The organism is Microcoleus sp. B9-D4 (genome assembly GCF_036705105.1).
In the GTDB taxonomy this organism is placed as follows: Bacteria; Cyanobacteriota; Cyanobacteriia; order Cyanobacteriales; family Microcoleaceae; genus Microcoleus.
The window spans coordinates 1-19,160 of the sequence record NZ_JAUBTS010000074.1 but is presented as its reverse complement, the minus strand read 5'-3'; the positions used below and the strand labels follow the sequence as shown (position 1 = coordinate 19,160).

The following is a 19,160-nucleotide window of genomic DNA, read 5'->3' as shown; positions in this document are numbered from 1 at the left end:
CCGAGGATGCCGTCACCGTTGGTGTCGAGGAAAACTGTAACTCCGGGAACGCCAACTTCTCCGGCAGCTTGAGTGCCGTTGCCGTCAATGTCGTTGAATTTTATACCAGTAATGCTGCCGAGTACAGCGGGTATTGCTTGGTTGCCAAAATTCACCGTAGCAGGAGTAGTTTGGCCTGCTGCCAGCGTCACTGAAACCGGATTGTCAGTAGTCGTTTGGGTTCCTGCCGGCACGACTTCCCGGACGTTGTAAGTACCGGAGGGCAAGTTGGGGAAATTGAAGCCGCCGTTAGCATCGGTAGTTGCGGAAGTTTCGCCGGCACCGAGGATGCCGTCACCGTTGGTGTCGAGGAAAACTGTAACTCCGGGAACGCCAACTTCTCCGGCAGCTTGAGTGCCATTGCCGTCAATGTCGTTAAATTTGATGCCGGTGATGGTACTCAGCGGTACTGGTATTGCTTGGTTGCCAAAATTAACGGTAGCAGGAGTAGTTTGACCGGCTGTCAGAATCACTGAAACCGGGTTAGCCGTAGTTGTTTGGCTTCCAGGCGGTACAACTTCCCGGACATTGTAAGTGCCTGCGGGCAAGTTGCCGAAAGTGAAACTGCCGTCAGCCCCGGTAGTTGCGGAAATTTCGCCGACACTGAGAATGCCGTCACCGTTGGTGTCGAGGAAAACTGTAACTCCGGGAACGCCAAGTTCTCCGGCAGCTTGAGTGCCGTTGCCGTCAATGTCGTTAAATTTGATGCCGGTGATGGTACTCAGCGGTACGACCACGGGCACAGGCTGTGCGGAAAATTCCGAGGTGTTGCCGGCGGCGTCGGTTGCTGTGGCGGTGATTAACTGCCCTGCGGCGACTGCTGCGGGGAAAGTTTGATTGAAAGCAGCGTTGCCGACGGCATCAGTTGTTACTGCGATAGATGCGATGAAGGTTTGACCTTGGGTGCCTGGGGGGGTGTTGGCGAAAAATTGCAGGGTGAAATTGCTACTGGGTATGCTGTTGAAGGTTCCCGCGACGGTGACGCTGCCGGCGCTGGCGCTGGCGGTGGTGAGTACGGGGAAGTTTTGGAGGTTGTTGGCGCCGATGTCGGGGTCGAGAGGATCGTTGGCAGTGATACCATTGTTGCCTAGGTCGATGCCGATGCCGGCGTTGGCGAAGATGGAGTTCCTTTGGATGCGGTTGCCGATACCGGCGATGATGTTTACTCCTGAACCGAGGTTGCTGCCGATCGAATTTCCTTGATCTAGTAGTATACCGCCGATCGCATTATTGTTTGCGAGGTTAATCAATACCCCAGTAGTATTGGGCAGCGGAGTCGTACCATCGACAGCAACGCCGATGAAGTTGCCGAACAAGGAGTTGCCGACAGTGGCGGCGCCAGTAAGAACGACACCGTTACCGTTGCTGTTGCCGGAAATAATGTTGCGAGTCGCTGGGAGCGTTCCACCAATGGTATTGTTGCTTGCACCTCCCCCAATGACTACGCCAACATTAGTATTAGGGACAGCGGTGGTGCCGTCAAAATTAGTGCCGATGAAGTTGCCTGTGACAAGGTTGTTCGTGGAACCCTGATTGAGAATGGCAATACCGATATTGTTGTTGCCGGAAATCACATTTCCGCTAATAGTGTTGTTCAGTACGCCATTGATCGTAACTCCGCTGGCGTTGGGTAAGGCAGCGGTGCCTGCGGCGTTGGTGCCGACGTAGTTTCCCAGCACTCGGTTGCTCCCCGCAGGACTGCCAACGATGATGATGCCATCAGCACCATTGCCGGAAATCACGTTGCGATCGCCCGGTGCAATCCCCCCAATAGTATTAATGCTGCCACCATTCTGGACGGCGACACCAAATAAGGCATTGGGCAAAGCTGCGGTACCTGTGGCATTAGTACCGATATAGTTACCCGCTACAGTGTTGCCGTCGCTTTCGAGGGAGATGCCTGTGTTGCCAAAACGGTTAATTATCAATCCCCGCAAAGTGCTGCCACCGCCACCAGTCAAGACCCGAAAACCGCTGACAGCACCTGCACCCGCTCCATTGATTTCGATGAGCGGAGTGCTGGCGAATCCCGGTTGGGTAGCGCCGTTGATGATTGTGGGAACGGTAATATTTGGTAAGACAGAGAGAGGCGCGATCGTCTGAACGCCTGCACCGGGAATGGCAAAGTTAATATTGTGCGGCGGTGCGGCAGTGGCATTTGCTTGAGTAATCGCATCTCGCAGCGAACCCGGCCCAGCATCGTTGGTATTAGTAACAGTGAATATCGCCAAGGTGTGCGCGTAATTTGCCATTACCTCCGGCTCGATCGCCAATCCTGTTTTAATCGCTCCCGTAGCGTATTCAAGTACCCAGTTTCCGCCTTTTTGGGCACTCCCCGTAATATCTGAAGAAGCAGCAATATTAGCTTTTGTTAACTTGCTCAGCTTTTTTACAAAAGCCTCTCCTTTTTCACCTGCTGCTACGTTGCAACCGTATAGCAGAATTTCAAATCGATTTTTAATTGAGTTGACAGATGACGAAAACCACTGTTTCAAACAGTCGCGATATGTTTCTAAATTGTCCGAATTCAGGATAGTTTGCCCTAGCTGCAAACTTCCCGATTCCCCGTGAGAAATAATGTGAACGCTTTCTATACCTTTGCGGATCTGCAGTGCTTCGGCAATTTGTTCGATGCCGTCCCTGGCTCGATCAACTAAAATTACCTCTGTACCCGTTTTAACTCCTGTGGCCAGACTTTGCCAATCTTCAACTGCTGAATCTACGAATACTATTTGTTGGTTTTTCATAATTATTGTTTCCCCATGCACCTAGTTAGGTTTTCAAAATGTTGTTTCCGTGCGATGATAGTCGCTACTTCAATCCACCACAAATACGGCTAGCACAAAACCCGCCTTTAACTTAGTAAAAGTTGTACAGACAAAGCTTTACGATTATCTATTTTGGTGATTCTTGTAAATCTGTTCGAGCTGGAAAATTTCTTGAGCGCACTTTTTCATTCTCAACTTAAAAAAAACAGACCCCAGGCACAGCTAGCTTGTTCCCGATTACGGAAATTTTTCAAAAAACGTAAGTATAATTTACACAAGTTAATGTACGGTTTTTTACTAAGTACACTTTTGTGAAAAAAAATGCAACTCTACGCAAATTCCAAACCCAGAGAGTGGTAGGTATCCAGCCATTCTTCAATCTCAAATCTCCTGTCTCGAATCTCAAACCGCAGGAATGGGATTTTGGCAAATTCAGCGTGTCCCTCATAACATAGAGGAATAGTCGCCTTCATGGCATCATAGAAACTTGTCCCTCACATAATTGAAATCAATGACCGCTCAAAACTCCCCTGTTTCCCCCGTCACCTGGATAGAAGACCGAGTTCTGCTAATTGACCAAAATCGATTGCCGAAAGAATACGGTGTAGTCGAAATTAGCCGCTGCGAAGATATGGCTGAGGCGATTAAAACTATGATAGTCCGAGGTGCTCCGGCGATCGGGGTAGCAGCAGCTTACGGGATGTATTTGGGGGCGCGAGAAATCGAAACGGGCGATCGTACCGAATTTCTCGCTAAATTAGAACAAGTTGGCGAGTTATTGCGATCGACTCGTCCCACTGCGGTTAATTTGTTTTGGGCAATATCGCGAATGCTCAAAACTGCCGAGAGAACTAGCGGTTCTGTCGAACAAGTGCAAAAAACTTTGTTAGAAATGGCCAAAACCATTCAAGCAGAAGACTTGCAAACTTGTAAAGATATCGGCGACAAAGGTTTAGAAGTTCTGCCAGCTACACCCGAAAAATTGAACTTACTAACTCACTGTAATGCAGGTGCATTAGCAACAGCAGGCTACGGTACTGCTTTAGGTGTATTTCGTTCTGCTTGGCGAGAAGGAAGACTCGGAAGAGTTTTTGCAGACGAAACTCGGCCCCGTCTCCAAGGTGCAAAACTCACCACTTGGGAATGCGTGCAAGAAGGAATTCCCGTCACTTTAATAGCAGACAATATGGCCGCTCACTGCATGAAACTCGGCATGATTCACGCAGTAGTTGTCGGTGCAGACAGAATCGCTGCTAACGGCGACGCTGCTAATAAAATTGGCACTTACAGTTTAGCAATTGTTGCCAAAGCTCACAACGTTCCTTTCTTTGTTGCCGCGCCTCTATCTACCATAGATTTTGAACTTTCCGACGGCAGCAAAATCCCCATTGAAGAACGCGATCCTGTTGAAATGTATCAAGTTGGAACTACGCGAATTTGTCCTGTGGGAGTCGAATTTTACAATCCCGCTTTTGATGTAACTCCGGCGGAATTAATCTCAGGAATTATTACTGAACACGGCACGGTTGCTCCTTGGGCCTTGCAACAGTTTCAGGCCAAACAATTAGTTTGATTGTATGTTGCTCAACCGCTCATTCCACCTGTTATCTGTGAAATTAAGCAGGATTTATAGCAGTCGCAACTGGCCGATCAAAGTTGCACTTGCAGCTCTAATTCTGCCAGTTGTTTTCAGTCCCGTCTCGGAAGCTCAAGTGTCACCAACGCTTAAAGCTAAGGAAGCACAAGCGAAAAACTTTGTGGGTTCGATGAATAAAGCTCAGCAAGTTTACTATGCTGAAAAAGCAGGTTTTACAAGTTCGGTTTCCAATCTATTGGTTTATCTCGGTCTCCAAGTTAAACCTGATGCAGCCAATTACAGCTACTCGATCGGGATGGTGAAAAAAGGTGCTGTATTTAACTACGGAGTATCGAAGCAAGCTAATCTCAAAAGTTTTGTGGGGGGAGTCTTTTTGGTGGGAAACAAGACCCAAACAATCTTGTGTCTAAATGTTGCTCCTGGCAAGACTAAACCAGCTAATCCAACTAATACCAAAGGGGTTTTAGCCTGCGGTGCTAATACAGCCAAAGTTACTCAATAAATTATGTATAATTTACTGGGTAATTTAGCAAATAGCTGGATAGTAAATGCAGGTTTAGCTAAGCAATTGCTGGAACAAGAAGCTACTTTACTAGATGCTCGCGTACCTATTTTAAAGTGGTTTTGCCGTCTCCCACCAGCTATTCCCGTAACTTGGCAGGAATTTTCGCGATCGGACTTTCCGCACAAGGGAAAAATTATCGAAAATAACACAATTTTAACTCAAAAACTGCAAGCAATTGGCATTTGTCAACACAAACCTGTCATAGTCGTTGCCGATCCGGTTAAAGGGTGGGGCGAAGACGGGCGAATTGTTTGGATGTTGCGGACTTTGGGACACGAAAAAGCAGTTTTTGTCGATGGAGGATATAGGGCTTTAATCAAAACTGGAATTAATCGAGTGAAATCAGCAAACAAGCCACCGAAAACAGGAGATTTTGTAATATCTCGCAGATCGAATTGGGAAATTCAGCGGGATGAATTGAAAGCTATTTTAGGAGATGAGAATTTAGTTATTATTGACGCCAGAGAGCCGCGAGAATATGCAGGTAAAACGCCTTACGGAGAAAAGCGGGGCGGCCACATTCCCGGTGCGGTTCACCTCTATTACAAACAGTTGATGGACAAACAGGGAAAACTGCTGAGTCGTGGGGAAATTGTCGCTATTTTGCAGCAAAAAGGAGTTTCGCAGTCAACTCAAATTGTGAGTTATTGTAGTGGGGGAATTCGCTCTGCATGGTTGACTTGTGTCTTGACAAATGTGGGATTTAATGCTAAGAATTATGCAGGTTCAATGTGGGAATGGTCGGCTTCGCCGGCAGATAGCTATCCCCTTTCAATAAGCCTTTCAGGGGCGTTGCTCACAGCAACGCCCCACAAGAAAATTTAATGTTTGTCGAACAGGCCGGAAAGCCTGTTCTTCTTCAAGAAGTCGGGAATCTAAAACAAGAGCGTTTCCGGTTGAAAATCTCTAACCGACTTGTTCGATGTACTGAGCGAGATCGTCGCGCAGGCGGCTGAGTTCGGCTTCGGTGGTGACGCGCACGCGATCGTCCCGAACCGTAATCAGCACTTTCGCAGCAAAAGGAGTGGGCCAGATATTCGGGTTGCAGAAAACTTCCAAAAATACATCTCCTGCATACCGATATTCCATCGGTTTTTGGGGAGAAGCTTTAGCGCCAGCGGTTTTGGCTGCTACAGCTTTCAAGCTTTCCATCAAAGCTGCAATCTCGCTTTGCAAATCCCGCGCGGCTTGCGGGGAAAAGCTAAAGGAGACAGAACCTTCGACTAAATTCAGTGTCAGCGGAGAAAGAGACATGGGCAATGAAATTTAACATACTATTGTTAATGATAAAAAATATAGTAACCCAAAAGAAGTACATTCCATCTCAATTGGACTGCGAAACTGGTATTAATTAAAATTTGTCTCAAGAAGCTAGGCTAAATTAATGAATATAAATCTAGTCGCAAGCTAGATTCAGCAAGAGTTTTAACCTTTTATGACTTGATAAGCTTTAAACTAGAAACCAGAAAACTTGACGGCAGATAGAGGATATTTTATGGTGGCCGATAACCGTTCCGAAGTCCGCAAGGTTTTAATAATTACTTTATTACTAAATTTGCTAGTGATGGCAATTAAAGCAGCCGTGGGATGGCTGACTGGTTCCCTCAGTTTGCTGGCAGATGCTTTGCACAGTGTCACGGACAGCGCTAATAATATTTTAGGATTGGTAACTAATCATTATGCCAATCCGCAGCCCGATCGCGATCATCCCTACGGACACCAAAAATTTGATGCTCTCGGAGCTCTGGGAATAGCTGCGTTTCTGGGAATTGCCTGTTTTGAAATTCTCAGCGGTGCTGTTGAAAGGCTGATTAACGGGGGTAAAGTTGTCAAAATATCCCCAAATGAACTGTGGATTTTGCTGATTGTACTGGGGATTAATATTTTTGTCACTTTTTACGAGCGCAGAGTTGGCCAACGTCTCGGTAGCGCGATTTTAGTGGCTGACGCTCAGCACACGATGAGCGATGTTTGGGTGACAATTATGGTCATCGGCGGCTTGATTGGTGTTTGGCAAGGGCAGGTTTGGAATATACCTCAATTACAATTCCTGGATGTGTTTTTGTCTTTTCCTGTGGCTATTTTGGTGTTTAGCAGCGGTTGGAAGGTTTTAAGGGAAAATCTGCCTTGGTTGGTGGATGAAATGGCGATCGCACCGGAAGTTATTCACGCGATCGCGATCGATGTACCGGGGGTTGTCAACTGTCACTCGATCGCCTCCCGTGGCGTTGTAGGCCGTCAAGTATTTATTGAGATGCACATGATTGTGGATGCTGTGGATGTAGAAACAGCTCACCGGATTACAGAAGAAGTAGAAGCCCGTTTGGAAGAACGTTTCAGCCCTGTACGCATCTTAATTCACGTTGAGCCGCCGGCTTACCATTCCGACCAAATTAGCTACGATTCTGAAAAATGAAGGCACAACCAGTGATTTTGACACGGATATACGGATTAATTGAAGAATCGGGAAAGTATTTTTACTTACCGCAATTCCTCCACTTTTTTAAATCCTATCAATCGGGTTAGAGCGATCGCACTTAATTTAATTGCTGTTTTCCACAGGAAAAGGGGGGTTTTCCACAGAAATCGGCAAGTTTTCCACAATAGATCGATCGGCTGTCGTCGATTTCTGTCTTTCTATTTGCATAAATTCCAAGTATTTTGAATTTCTGTAGCTATTTCCCCCCGCAAATGCCAAGGTAGCAAAATCTCCACTTTTGAACCGAGAGCTCGCAGCCATCTCAACGGGTAGTGCGGATGGAATTTTTACTTTATTTTATCTGGTGCTAGCCTATCTACTCTCGATCGTAGCGGAAATTCTCCTACTCTGTTTTAGCCGACGATTCTCTTAATTCAGAGAAAGATGAAGAAATGTTTCGATCGAGTTGGATTTGGGGGTGTGAGTGCGATCGCGCCTGAGTTGTTGAAAAAGCGATCGCCTTCTGCCAAAATCAAAATTCAAGCCTCCAAAATCGATCGATGCAGCCATTTCAAAACTGCATCGATGAGATTCGGATGGTTAGGAGAAATGCGTTTTACATTGTCGCATGGTCGATCGGTGATGATTGCGATCGTGCCTCCAAAAGCACTCAGTGCAGTTAGAAAAGGTTCGGTGAATTCGCGATCGATTTTAGAGTTGTAGAACACCAAAGCAACTCGTTTTTCTACGTTTCTCAAATTCAGTCGCCAATAGGCTTTGAGCAGTGGCATAGTTGTGGGTATTCCTTCTTGTCGTTCTGGACAACCTTGCTCTACCATTTGAATGTAGATATCAGTGGCGGGATTATCTGGAGGGTTAAATTCGCTACCATCAATACAAATCAGTTGTACTGCTCGATCGAGTTCTTCATTATGGGAAACCGCAGACTGAATAACTGACAATTGCCCAACAAGCTTAAGGAGTTGAGGAGTAGAAGAGTTAGCAATAGAGATGTTTTCAAATGCCTCTAAGTCAGTACAGGATGGTTGAACGCAACAAGCGTCATAAAATTCCGTATAACTCAAGTGATTAGCACAATGCCACAGCACTGAATGAGCAATTATATATAAATCCGTGTCCAACTTAGCAACTGCATCTTCCACATAATCCTTTAGACCAAAAACTAGCCTTTGCAGTTGTGCTTTGTGAGTAATTTGTTTTAATTCGGCGGCAACCAAGTATTGAATTTGATTATCTTTGATTAAATTTACTAACTTCTCAATAATCGATTGTTTTGATAATGGTTCAATGTTAATCAAAATTTTAATACAAATAAGGCGCAATATATTATCTTTATTTGTTTGGATAATTTCAATTATTTTATCGATCAGTTCAAAATTATTTTGTTGAATTTTGGCCATCGCAATTTCTTCGCAATTAAATAATTTCCCGGTAAACTTATTTTGCATCAAATTTGTAAGGTTTAATTTTTCTGGAGCGCTAATTATTGAGACAAATTCACTATATTCTTTTTCCATAAAATAATTATTTATATTTTCTGTATCGTTACTTGTAGTTGACTTTAACTCTTCGTTTGTATTATGATATTCTTCTACTTCATTAGCAATTAATTGGGATAATTTATTAATACATTCTACAATAAAGCCTTGGTTTTCCAAATAATCAAATAAAGATTTAATTAATGAATACATAATTACTGGTTCCTGTGAGTTATCTAACAAGTCGATGATTGCTATGTTGACTTTTGAAATATCAATATCAAGTCTCTTGACTACACTAATAGCAGGAATAATATTTATGTAATTGTCTGGATTTTGACTTATGAAATTAATCAAAGCATCCAATACTTCGTGATTGTTGACTAAAGCGTTATGATTTAGGCTGAGTTTGTCTAAATGTGAAATAGCTTGCGCTTGAATCGTAAGATTTTGACTATTTAAAAATGATATTAACTTACCAATAACCACTTTGTCCAAAATCTGAGAATCCATTAAAACATTAATAATTAAAACATTGTGTAATTCGTATTGTTCATCTTCTCTCAATAAAGCATTAACTAAAAAATCACCGGCAATTTGCTTGAAATTATCATTTTTTAAAGCTATTTTTGCTACTTCTATGGCACGTCCCTCACGATCGTCTTTTAATAATTTAGGGATTAATACTTTTAAGCATTCATGCTCCGGGTTGATTTTAAATAAAACTTCCAAAAGGCTCGATAGTTCGTAAATTTCTAAATCCGTATTATTATTGATGACTTCACTTATAATATCACAGGCTTCTTTGGAAGCGTAATATTTTAACGATTCTATGATGAATTCCTCATAACCCGGAAACAGTAATTTGTATACTGTTGTTTGTGTATTCTCATCCAAGCAAACGCAATACACCCATCCAGCAATAAATTCTATTTCGCCAGATTGACACCAGTAAACTATATTTAATGGTAGCAGCTTAAGCCTATACATATTTTTCCATTTATCTTCTTTAAAATTGGTTATTGTGTCGCTCAATTCTTTCTTTAGGAGTGCTGAGATTTGGGAGCTTTCTAACCATAATATAGCTACTTCTAGCCATTGATTTTCAAATATTCGATAGCGCTCCATGAAAAATTGATAATTATCAATTACTAAAGATAAAGATGCAAAATATTCCTGGAATGTAGGATGAAAGAATGCGTAAACAGGTTCATCTGTTGCAGATTCTCGATCTACCAAATTCAGCCAACCGAGATCCCAGGCTAATTTAAACAGCCTATCGCCCATTTCTTGCTGAATTAAACTCAGTGGCAACCGAAATCTAGCATCGCTATCCAATCCTGCTATAGACAAACGACCGAGGGCTTGATGTAATTCTTCTCGCAAACCTGGTTGAGTCGCCCAATCAATAACCGTTTGGGATGGTTTCCACTCATAGAAATAGCGGACAAAGTGTTGATATAGTTCGGCTTTGGTTTCGGGTAATTCGACTTGCTTATTTTGGCTGAATATTTGACACAGTAGAGATAAGCGAAGCGGATTTTTTACGAGTTGGCGGATGCGTTCTTTTTGGGGTTCTTGCAGCTTTTTCTGTAACTCCTGTCCCCGTTGAATATTTTTTGCTTCAGCAAACCACTGCTGAATAAAATCATCTACTTGCTCTTGTTTAAACTCCTGAGTTTTGTAAGTATCAAAACCTGTGAGGGGATTCTTGAGACTGGCATCCCAAACATTGGTTCGACAGGTCAAAACAACTCGCACATTACCCAACCAATCAGTAAGCTGGTTTCGGATTTCTTCTAAGGACAAACAACTGTTCGCCCCTACAGCCATTTCATCAACACCATCGAGTAACAGCCACACCCCACCGTGACGCAAGCGTTTTTGTAGAGATGTTTTGTGAGACTTCTCTACATCAATATCAGGATAAACCAGAGCCATAGCTTCCGGCAACCATTCCTGAAGGATATAGTCTTTCAGTGTCTTTCCTTGCAAACTTGCCAGCGCAATGCAAATCGGCAAATCTTGATTATTTTCCTGAATGTGAGTGGCGATTTTATCTAACAGCGTTGTCTTTCCTGCTCCTGGTTCGCCGACAATAGCAATATGTTTATTTTTTCCAGTAGGGTTTTGTTCAATAACGTCAGTCATGAATTCATCATGTTCGTAAATTTGGGTAACGACTTCCGGTTCTAATTGATGCAACAGTTCCATAGGCACATTACCACTGCGACGCTGCTGCTGTTTCCGTTCGATTAAACCTAGTGGTACAAAAACATTAACCTCAAATCCCTGTTCAGTTGCCTTTCGTCTAATTCGCTGTTCTTTTTGCTGCAGATCTAGCATGACTAAGCAGACTTCCCGCCAATCAATATTAGTTACGTCCATAGGTGTTTGTTTTTGTTTAGAACCTCTAGACTCGGGAAGCCAATCTTCAATAAACTCAGCAGGTTGCAGTTCTAGAATCGCAGCAATTTTTTCTATGGCATCCCTTTGTATTTTTTTGCCCCAGTGTGGATGAAACAGCCTTCTAACCTGATCGTCACTATTGAGTCCTGCTGCTTCTGCAAGCGAGTCATAGGTGGTATAACCCTTTTCCCGTCTCCTGGCGTCTAAAACTGCTAACCCTTCTCTATGGGGGAGAAAACCTCTTCTTCTCGTGCTAGGTGCTGTCATTGGCTGCTGAAAGTTGTTGTGCTAGTCATCTTCTTTACTTTAGCAAACTGGACGGATTATTGGAGAGTGCAGATAAGTGCAGTTAATAATCTTGCTAACTGCACTTACTGTCTCTGGACTATACAACTTTATCTCGATAACCTCAAAGTATCGAGTTCAACTTTATATCAATGACTTGCACTTACAACTATTCAGACGAGTTCGACTTCAACAGCGATGATGATTCGCTGCAAATCTTTCCGCAATTCCAAAGCGGAGAAATCATCAACGAGTTAGAAACGATCGCTATCGATATTCTAGAGATGATTTTAGGCGATTGCTTCCGTTACTGTCCCCAAGTTCCCCTAGAAATGATCTGTTCTCGTCGAGAAACTTTCACCCGTCTTCCCATTGAACTTTGGAAATTTTGGGTGAGTTCCAGAGTCGATATCGCCTTGATGGAACGCGGCTGTGGTGCTAGTCGCAAAGCCAAACTGGTGATAGAATGTCAATCTCATTGGCACGATCGCCCAGAGGTGCAGGAGCGCGATCGCAAAAAAGCCCGACTCCTTGCATCTGTTGGCGTTCCCTTAGTATACCTGCGACCAATCGATCGAGATCGACGCTTCTATCGTTTCTACACTCCCCATGGACAAAAAGAAGTCTTCTACAACTCAATTACCCAACAAGGACGGACAGAACTGGAAGCATTTTTGCAACACTATTCAACACAGTTGACAGTTGACAGTTGACTCTTAGACTATAATTTTTCTGTGTAAGTCCTGTAATTAACACAGGACTTACAGACGGCATTTATCCAAATCGAAAATCAATAATCGACAATGGTATTACTCCCACTCGATCGTTCCCGGCGGCTTAGAAGTAATATCGTAAACCACCCGATTCACCCCCTTAACCTCATTCACAATCCGATTCGAGATCAGTTCCAACAACTCGTAAGGAACCCGCGCCCAATCAGCTTTTGCTCTGATCTACTGAATACCTTGTGCCACATATAAATGGAATATGCTGGATGATTACAAATACCGATTGCAACTTGGACAACGGTACAACATGGGTGGGAGTTGTGCGGACAAACTTTACTTTCTAAAATGTTAAAAATTGTGCATTTCGGACATTTTTTAAATATAAGTTGGTGGCACAATTATCTATCTTTATCCCTGGGCTCAATAATACCTTTATAACCGGGTTATTTACCCTTGTTAAAGGCTAATTATTCAGTTTGTTTGTCCATCAAACCCCGTTTCTGGCAACCCGTGCGTCCAGGAGTATATCTTCCTTTACAATGGTGACTTAATTCCGATTTGTGGTATATTTTCTGGGCGAGGGGATTTTTTAGGACAATGTTCGATATGAAACGTTTAAAATTAAAATCAATGCTGGTGGCGGCGATCGCGATCGCCTTTTGTTTAATTGCGATCGCCAGTTACGCCCAAGCCAACAAGACTTTAACACTGGCGACTTCCCCAGACTACCCGCCCTATGAATTTAAAGATACGGCTGTTAGCGGCAACGAAATCATCGGTTTTGACATCGATATTGCCAAATATATTACTAAAAAATTAGGCTACGAACTGAAAGTAGTTGGCATGGATTTTAACGGCTTAATTCCCGCTTTGCAGGCGGGAAGAGCCGACTTTGTGATGGCTGGAATGACTCCCACAGCAGAAAGGAAAAAAAATGTTGCTTTTTCTGACCTTTACTACGAAGCTCAAAATACAATTGTCGCCAATAAAGGCAGCAATTTGACCAAAGCTGAAGATTTAGCCGGGAAAAAAGTAGGCGTTCAACTCGGAAGCATTCAACAGGAAGCTGTGAAAAAAATGCCCGGTGTGCAACTGGCTCCTCTTAATAGGATTCCTGACATCATTCAAGAAATTAAATCGAACCGCCTCGCGGCGGGAGTGATCGAGGATACTGTCGCTACGGGTTATGCAGCAGCGAACCCGGACTTGGAATTTAACACAATCCCAAATACTGAAGAAAGCGGTTCGGCGATCGCCTTTCCGAAAGGTTCGAGATTAGTTCCAGAATTCAACCGAGTCCTCCAGCAAATGAAAGCCAGCGGTCAAATTAAGGAACTAGCTACTAAGTGGTTTTCTCGACCGATTCCGCAAGAAAATGCTCAAGCAAATCAGCCTGCGGTAGCCTCCAAGTTCGGGTTAGATTTTGGCAAAATCTTGCCGAGTTTGCCTTATATTTTGTCCGGGCTTGGGGTAACGCTAACTTTTACCTTGCTGTCGGCATTTCTGGGATTTATCTGGGGAATCGTGCTGTCTCTGTTTAAGATTTCTAGCATTAAACCGCTGTTCTGGTTTGCCACTGCTTACACCTCAATTTTTCGAGGAACGCCGCTAATTTTGCAGTTGACTTTAGTTTATTTTGCAACGCCGCAGCTTACGGGCTATAATATATCGGCGCTGCAAGCTGGCGTGATTACTTTTTTCCTGAATTCTGGGGCTTATATTTCCGAAACAATCCGCGCCGGAATTCAAGCCGTAGATAAAGGTCAAAAAGAAGCCGCCGAATCCCTTGGCGTTCCCTACAAACTGATGATGGGCGATATTATATTGCCGCAAGCATTGAAAAATATTTTGCCTGCATTGGTGAATGAAAGTATTGCTTTGCTGAAGGATTCAGCTTTAGTTTCAGTAATTGGCGTAGAAGACTTGCTGCGCCGCGCTACAATTGTGGGAGCAGAAAAGTATATTTACTTTGAACCTTTGATATTTGTCGGCGCAATTTATTATTTGATGGTGCTTAGTTTAACTTGGGGGGCCAATGTACTCGAACGCAGACTCCAAACTAGCAGTTAAGGTCGATCGCCTGTATAAATCTTTTGGCAATCTGAAGGTTTTGCGCGAGATAACTACTGAGATTCATAAAGGAGAAGTGATTGCCATTATCGGCCCTTCGGGGTGCGGTAAGTCTACTTTTTTGCGGTGTTTGAATTTACTGGAAATTCCCACTTCGGGACACATATATATTGACGGGGTGGATATTACTCTGCCGAAGGTAGATATTCTGAAAATCCGCCAGAAAGTGGGGATGGTTTTTCAGCATTTCCACTTGTTCCCGCACATGACTGTGCTGCAAAATGTGATGTATGCCCCTGTAAAGGTGAAGCAGGTGGAATCGGATGAGGCGCGTCTGAAGGGGTTAGAATTGCTGGAAAAAGTGGGTTTGTCAGATAAGGCCCAGGTTTATCCTTCTAAGCTTTCTGGGGGACAAAAACAGCGGGTGGCGATCGCCCGCTGTTTGGCTATGGAACCGGAAATTTTGTTGATGGACGAACCGACTTCTGCACTCGATCCAGAAATGGTTAAAGAAGTGTTAGATGTAATGAAAGCTTTGACGAAAACGGGAATTACAATGGCAATTGTAACTCACGAAATGGGTTTTGCCCGGGAAGTCGCCCACCGGATATTGTTTCTCGATGGCGGAAAGGTGGCGGAAGATGTGCCGCCGCAGGAGTTTTTTAGCAACCCGAAGTGCGATCGCGCCAAGCAATTTCTGGAAAAAATGCTTTAATCTGATATCGCATCCGCAATTAAATAGGTTTGTAGTTCGATCGCACATAATCTCACATTCTCAGCCCCGCACCCTACAATCACGACAATATTTAGTTTTAAATTCACCTTTTTTTACTGCGCTGATTTCGCTGGCGATCGAGTTTAGCTAAAAATGCACCCGAAACATCCGCCAGAATGCTAATTATCCGATACAAAGCCACCGCACTCAAAATTATACCCGTAGAAAAGCGATCGGACAGCAGGGCGATCGCCGTTGCTTCAAATACTCCCATTCCCCCCGGTGCTCCCGGTACGACTAAACCGACAACAAACGCAAAACAAAAAGCACCAAACAAGTTGGGAATATTGCTAAAGTCCACCGGAGTTAAAGCCATTACCGTTAGCAAAAAACCGCCGCCCCGCAATCCGATAAAACACATTTGTCCGATTAACGGCACTAAAGGATAGCGTTTAATTGGCAAATTAATTGGGCGCTTAGACTTGACACTCGATGTTTTTTTAGTTAGACTGGAGGTAGACTCTAAACGCAAAGTTTGTCGCTCGCCCCGATCCTCCCCAAGTTCTGAATTTTCCCCATTGTTCTTGGATAACTTCAACCGCTCTACAAATAGGACGATCGGATTTAAAATTCGGGGGTGAATCGCCGTTAAAATAGCAGCACAACCGACAATCCGCAACCACCAATTGAATTTTTCAAAACAAATCAACCCAATCAAAAAGCCCGCAGAAGCCATCAGCAGCGGTTCCAGCAACACGCTGAGAGTAGCAGCTTTCGGGAAAATTCCTGCCTTTTTGGCGTCCAATATTCGACCCCAAAAATGCCAAATATTCCCCGGCAAATACTTGGCAATATTAGTTTTGAGAAAAACTTGAATCGCCCAGGCGGCAGTTACAGGTTGACGGAATTCCCGCAAAATCAACATCCACACCCAGCCGACAAAAATTAGAGAAAGTAAAGTGACGCCAAGGGCGATCGCCAGCAACGGAAAACTTTCGGCTCGAATTTGGATATTCGCGACTTCTCGCCAGTGAGTTAAAAAAGCTTTGGCAATAAATAAAAACGTCCCGCCTAAAATCAAATAGCGCAAATAAGGCTTTAAATGCGACTTCGCGATGTTGAAAAAATTTTGAATTCGATGCAAGTGTTGTTTTCCCATTTTCTGATCCCGATTTTGAATTTGGGATTAAGTTATACTGTTTGAGATTTTATATTTTAGATGGGCTAAGGCGGAATTGTGCTTGATTTACACGGCATGATATGACGGAATAAATCTGTTTAACCTGAGATGTTGCACCCTTGTCAAGAACGGGCAAGATGCCCGTTCCACAATAACTCAACATTTTTGTGGAACAGGCCGAAAAGCCTGTTCCTAAACGGGCAAGATGCCCGTTCCACAATAACTCAACATTCTTGTGGAACAGGCCGAAAAGCCTGTTCCTAAACGGGCAAGATGCCCGTTCCACAATAAATCAACATTCTTGTGGAACAGGCCGAAAAGCCTGTTCCTAAACAAGTAATTGAGAAGGGTGGAACATCTTAGTTTAACCTAACCTATGCAGACCTCTACAGACTGTGCGTAATGCCCGCATTACAGACTATTTAGGGCGTTTTTAACCACAAACTTAAATTTAAAATCTAAAATTTAGATCGATATACCTCGCTAGGAGTACATTTCTATGCCCGGCCCGAGCCCTGACGGTCTTTCCTATCTTTTAGATGATAGCCCCAATAGTTTCGCCTTGACTCCGGGCTTTGTGACTCCTTATCCTAACGGACTTTTTGCCCTCGGCGGCAACGATTTTATTGTCGGTTCGTCGGATGCCGAAATAATTAGCGGTGATAATGGTAACGATCGCATTCTCGGCGGTGGTAATTCCGATACGCTGTTAGGGGGTGCGGACAACGATGTACTTAACGGCGGTGTCAGCAGCGACTTCCTGTTTGGCGATGCCGGTAGCGATACCTTGCAGGGAGGTAAGGGAGATGACGCCCTCAACGGCGGCGACGGCAGCGACGTTTTAGTGGGCGATGGGGGCAAAGATATGCTGACAGGGGGTTTGGGCCCAGATACCTTTGTCCTCCGCAGCAACTCCGCAGTCTCCGATCCGGCTGCGGCTGACGTTATTACTGACTTTAACAGTTTTGTGGATGCGATCGGACTGACTGACAATCTTACCGAAGCTGACTTGATTCTCGAAGAAATATCGATCGCCCCCGGTATTTCCAATACATTAATTAAAATTCGCCAATCCAATGCTATTTTAGGCTTGGTAGCCAACGCATCTCCACAAGACCTCGCCAATACATTCATCTCTGCAACTACCGTATTGGGCAACCAACTGGATCAAGCTCGCGATTTAGGCGTTTTGGGTGGCACTCAAACGATCGCAGACTCGGTTAACAACGCCCGGCCAGACGGCCTTTACCGCTTTACTTTGCCTGCAAATAGCGACTTTAAATTAACTGTCAGCGGTTTGACTGCGGATGTTGATCTTGCTCTAATTAAAGATATTAACGGCGACAATTCTATTGACTTCACCGATATTATTGCTTCTTCTCAACAACCGAATTTATCGCCGGAAGCGATCGACATCAACGGTTTAGCGGCAGGAACTTACTTTATCCGAGTTTATCAATACCAAGGCAGTACAAATTTCTCCCTCAATCTGTCTGCAACTCCTGCAACTGTTTCTCCTAACAATCCGAGCAACTTGCAAGGTTTTGACTCTCGTTTTGGGTTCGGTTTGGTGAATGCAGCAGCGGCAGTTGCTAAAGCTCAAGGTACTGCAACTTTCCCTGATGTTCCCGACTTGGGTGGCGACGAGTGGGGCAGAGATTTAATTAAAGCTCCAGAGGTTTGGGCCCAGGGCTTGACTGGAGACGGAATTGTGGTGGCAGTTATTGACAGCGGAGTTGACTACAATCACCCGGATTTGACGGGGAATATTTGGAGTAATGCGGGGGAAACTGGTGTTGATGCGATCGGTCGCAATAAAGCTAGCAACGGGGTTGATGATGATAGCAATGGCTTTGTTGACGATTTCCGAGGATGGGATTTTGTCAACAACGATAATGACCCGATGGATGATAACAATCACGGCACTCATATATCGGGTTTAGTTGCTGCGAAAAAAGATGGGGTTGGGATTACTGGAACGGCTCCGACTGCGAAGATTATGCCTTTGAAAATACTCGATAGGGCAGGGGTGGGTAAAATTCGGGATGAAATTAATGCGATTAATTATGCAGTAGCAAATGGAGCAAAGATCATAAATGTGAGTTTGGGCGGCCTACAGTTGAATGCTCAAGAATTGGAGGCGATTCGAGCGGTCGAAGCTCAAGGCGCGATCGTGATTTCGGCGGCGGGAAATGATGCTCGCCCACAAGTAGATTATCCGGCTCGGTTTGCCAATGAGGTAGGAATTGCTGTCGGTGGTGTTACCCGAAATGGCTTGTTTGGGGATTATTCTAACCGGGCTGGTTCGCAGGCAATTAATTATTTTGTTGCTCCGGGCGGCGACGGCGGCAGGGCGGATTCTAGTGATGTTTATTCAACTGTGCCCCTTTCTCAACCGGGGATTCCCTATCGATATTTTGCGGGTACTTCAATGGCAGTGCCGCAGGTAGCGGGGGTGATAGCTTTGATGTTGCAAGCTAATCCGAGTCTGACTCCTGCTGATATTAAGAGGATTCTTGCGGAAACTGCGAATCGAGCGGTTTGAATTAATTGATAATTGATAATTGGTAATTGGTAATTGGTAATTGGTAATGGGCTTGACATACTGTTACCAGATTTCCTAGGGGCGGGTTTCACCAACAATATCGAATTGCTACTAACAATCTACATAAACCCGCCCCCACACAACTAACAATCTACATCAACACTGATTTGTATTGAATGCGAAAAATGTACAAGGGGTTTACCGTGGGATAGGGGCGGGTTTTATAGAGCAATCCTAAATGATTATACTCGTTACCAGGAAGAGCCTGGTAACGCATATCCGGAGGAAGAGCCTCCATAGTCTGGGCCGAGGCAGAGCCTCGCTTACATCGGTTCCCAGGC

The 19,160-nt window shown here is 44.3% G+C and carries 15 protein-coding genes and 1 pseudogene; 8 read left to right on the top strand and 8 right to left on the bottom strand.

The annotated features are described in order from the left end of the window. Both QUB24_RS28910 and QUB24_RS28905 read right to left on the bottom strand, forming a co-directional pair. A partial coding sequence (locus QUB24_RS28910) for a DUF4347 domain-containing protein (protein ID WP_333157066.1) occupies window positions 1–2,786 on the bottom strand: 2,786 nt, incomplete at its 3' end. A gap of 350 nt (window positions 2,787–3,136) precedes the next feature. After that, window positions 3,137–3,280: a hypothetical protein gene (locus QUB24_RS28905; RefSeq protein WP_333157065.1), complete on the bottom strand. Its 144-nt coding sequence runs from the start codon at window positions 3,278–3,280 to the stop codon at window positions 3,137–3,139. A 38-nt stretch (window positions 3,281–3,318) separates the two neighbouring features. Between QUB24_RS28905 and mtnA the strand changes: the two genes are divergently transcribed. From mtnA to QUB24_RS28890, 3 genes are read left to right on the top strand one after another with little or no spacing between them, the layout of a single operon-like run. Continuing rightward, window positions 3,319–4,380 (top strand): S-methyl-5-thioribose-1-phosphate isomerase, encoded by a 1,062-nt coding sequence (mtnA, locus tag QUB24_RS28900; protein WP_333157064.1) that lies wholly within the window; start codon window positions 3,319–3,321, stop codon window positions 4,378–4,380. 4 nt (window positions 4,381–4,384) lie between these two features. After that, the gene (locus tag QUB24_RS28895; protein WP_333157063.1) at window positions 4,385–4,906 is read left to right on the top strand and encodes a type IV pilin-like G/H family protein; all 522 of its coding nucleotides are present in this window, start codon (window positions 4,385–4,387) and stop codon (window positions 4,904–4,906) included. Between the two features lie 3 nt (window positions 4,907–4,909). Next, window positions 4,910–5,794 carry a rhodanese-like domain-containing protein gene (locus tag QUB24_RS28890; protein ID WP_333157062.1) on the top strand — a complete coding sequence of 295 codons (885 nt, stop codon included), beginning with the start codon at window positions 4,910–4,912 and terminating at the stop codon, window positions 5,792–5,794. A gap of 81 nt (window positions 5,795–5,875) precedes the next feature. Here QUB24_RS28890 and QUB24_RS28885 read toward each other — a convergent pair whose 3' ends face one another. Then, the gene (locus QUB24_RS28885; protein ID WP_015174783.1) at window positions 5,876–6,223 is read right to left on the bottom strand and encodes a hypothetical protein; all 348 of its coding nucleotides are present in this window, start codon (window positions 6,221–6,223) and stop codon (window positions 5,876–5,878) included. Window positions 6,224–6,464: 241 nt separating this feature from the next. On the opposite strand from QUB24_RS28885, the gene QUB24_RS28880 reads away from it, so the two are divergent. Further along, the gene (locus tag QUB24_RS28880) at window positions 6,465–7,385 is read left to right on the top strand and encodes a cation diffusion facilitator family transporter (RefSeq protein WP_333157061.1); all 921 of its coding nucleotides are present in this window, start codon (window positions 6,465–6,467) and stop codon (window positions 7,383–7,385) included. 126 nt (window positions 7,386–7,511) lie between these two features. Here the strand turns inward: QUB24_RS28880 and QUB24_RS28875 are convergent, their stop codons facing one another. The 3 genes from QUB24_RS28875 to QUB24_RS28865 all read right to left on the bottom strand — a co-directional run bounded on the left by QUB24_RS28875 (window position 7,512) and on the right by QUB24_RS28865 (window position 11,563). After that, on the bottom strand, window positions 7,512–7,709 hold the full coding sequence (locus QUB24_RS28875; protein WP_333157060.1) for a hypothetical protein: 198 nt from the start codon (window positions 7,707–7,709) through the stop codon (window positions 7,512–7,514). Between the two features lie 108 nt (window positions 7,710–7,817). Beyond that, entirely contained in the window at window positions 7,818–7,958 is a 141-nt protein-coding gene (locus QUB24_RS28870; RefSeq protein WP_333157059.1) for a hypothetical protein, read from the bottom strand. After that, window positions 7,928–11,563: an NACHT C-terminal alpha/beta 1 domain-containing protein gene (locus QUB24_RS28865; protein ID WP_333157058.1), complete on the bottom strand. Its 3,636-nt coding sequence runs from the start codon at window positions 11,561–11,563 to the stop codon at window positions 7,928–7,930. Before QUB24_RS28865 ends, QUB24_RS28870 begins: the two co-directional genes overlap by 31 nt. Before the next feature lie 170 nt (window positions 11,564–11,733). Between QUB24_RS28865 and QUB24_RS28860 the strand changes: the two genes are divergently transcribed. Beyond that, entirely contained in the window at window positions 11,734–12,294 is a 561-nt protein-coding gene (locus QUB24_RS28860) for a DUF2726 domain-containing protein (protein ID WP_333157057.1), read from the top strand. 96 nt (window positions 12,295–12,390) lie between these two features. On the opposite strand, the pseudogene QUB24_RS28855 reads toward QUB24_RS28860, so the two are convergent. Next, window positions 12,391–12,522: pseudogene (locus QUB24_RS28855) on the bottom strand (GMP synthase (glutamine-hydrolyzing)); the annotation flags it as partial. Between the two features lie 393 nt (window positions 12,523–12,915). Between QUB24_RS28855 and QUB24_RS28850 the strand changes: the two are divergent. Next, window positions 12,916–14,379: an ABC transporter substrate-binding protein/permease gene (locus tag QUB24_RS28850; RefSeq protein WP_333157056.1), complete on the top strand. Its 1,464-nt coding sequence runs from the start codon at window positions 12,916–12,918 to the stop codon at window positions 14,377–14,379. Further along, on the top strand, window positions 14,345–15,094 hold the full coding sequence (locus QUB24_RS28845) for an amino acid ABC transporter ATP-binding protein (protein ID WP_333157055.1): 750 nt from the start codon (window positions 14,345–14,347) through the stop codon (window positions 15,092–15,094). The genes QUB24_RS28850 and QUB24_RS28845 overlap by 35 nt, the downstream gene beginning before the upstream one ends. Window positions 15,095–15,197: 103 nt before the next feature. Here the strand turns inward: QUB24_RS28845 and QUB24_RS28840 are convergent, their stop codons facing one another. Next, entirely contained in the window at window positions 15,198–16,253 is a 1,056-nt protein-coding gene (locus tag QUB24_RS28840) for a UPF0104 family protein (protein WP_333157054.1), read from the bottom strand. A gap of 520 nt (window positions 16,254–16,773) precedes the next feature. Between QUB24_RS28840 and QUB24_RS28835 the strand changes: the two genes are divergently transcribed. Then, window positions 16,774–18,819: a S8 family serine peptidase gene (locus QUB24_RS28835; protein ID WP_333157053.1), complete on the top strand. Its 2,046-nt coding sequence runs from the start codon at window positions 16,774–16,776 to the stop codon at window positions 18,817–18,819. Window positions 18,820–19,160: the final 341 nt, after the last annotated feature.